Annotated in this window: 1 protein-coding gene; it reads right to left on the reverse strand. The window is 42.7% G+C overall.

Going from position 1 to position 1,371, the window contains the following annotated elements:
- The coding region (locus ACQY26_RS07505; protein ID WP_428048607.1) for an amino acid permease at positions 1 to 1,071 on the reverse strand (1,071 nt) is incomplete at its 3' end.
- Positions 1,072 to 1,371 lie beyond the last annotated feature (300 nt).

Below are 1,371 nucleotides of genomic sequence, written 5' to 3' on the forward strand. Positions count from 1 at the left end.
CGTGGCTATGGTCGTTACCAGCAGGGAAGCCGCCGGCACTTTTCTGGCGTTTTCCTTTAAAAAATACTTTGGATAAAGCCCTTTTTGGGCCGCGCTGAAAGGGATTTCCGTAGCTATAATCACCCATGAAAGCCAGGAAAACAGCACCGATACCATAAGCCCGGCGATCATTAAAAGCCCTCCGGCTTTGCCGATTACGCTTTGAAGAACGCCCGCCGTGGACGGATTGGCGAATTTGGATATTTCCCCCCTTTCCAATATCCCAAACGGCAATAAAGAAATAAGGCTGTAACAAATAAGACATATAAAAAATCCGCCGAGAGTGGCGCGGGAAACGTCCTTCGCTCTTTTGGCGCGGCCCGTCAAAACTACCGCCGCTTCTACGCCGATAAAAGCCCAAATTGTTATCAGCATGGTGTTTTTGACTTCGGCTGTAATATCCTTAAAGTTAAACCCGCCGGAATTAAGCGTAAAGGAAATATCCTGCTTAAAAACGGCAAAGTCGAAAGCGAAAATACATACGCAGATAAAAATGATTATAGGCACCAGTTTGAAGCATGTTCCTATAAAATTTATTGCCGCCGCCGTTTTTATGCCTCTGTAAACCAATATAAAAAACAGCCATAAAATAAGTGTGGAAACGATTAAAGAGTTTAAGTTGTTTCCCCCCTCAAAATAAGGCGGAAAGAAGTAATTTAAAGCTTCCATTAAAATTACGGCTATGCCGGTATTGGCGCAGATATTGCAAAGCCAATAGCCCCAAGCCGTTAAAAACCCCGCCCCCGGGCCGAAACCGTCTTGGGAATATGAGTATATCCCGGAGGCCATTTCCGGCTTGATTTTGGCCAACAAGTGAAAAGTGTAAACTATGCAGAACATTCCAAACCCGGTTATCAGCCACGCCAGTATTATCGAAGCGGCCCCCGCGCCTTTAGCCATATTCTGCGGAAGAGAGTAAACGCCGGAGCCTACCATCGCGCTGATGACGACCCCCAGCAAACCCCAAAGGGATAATTTAAGGGTATAATCTTTAGTTTTTTTGGGTGAAGCGGCGTCGGGATTTTCTTTCATTTATGGTAACTTTGCACCTTCCTTATAAAAAAATAAGCGTTTTTAAAAACGCTAATAAAAATTTTACTAAATTTTTTATTTGTTTTAATTGGTTATTTGTGTATTTTACACTCCCGTGCGCTTTTTTACTTGCCTGCTGTGTTTGCATATTTATTAATTTAGGTCAGGTTTTACATGACAAAGGAAAATTCCTTTTAACGTCAGGCGGAGCCTGACGTACGTTTAATTCTTCTTTTGTAGTAACCTTAACCGGCTTGATTTCTTTTAGATTTGAGCCTGATTTTAGTTTTTTCGTAGTGA

Origin of the sequence: Candidatus Proelusimicrobium excrementi, from assembly GCF_937881865.1 — a bacterium.
In the GTDB taxonomy this organism is placed as follows: Bacteria; Elusimicrobiota; Elusimicrobia; order Elusimicrobiales; family Elusimicrobiaceae; genus Proelusimicrobium; species Proelusimicrobium excrementi.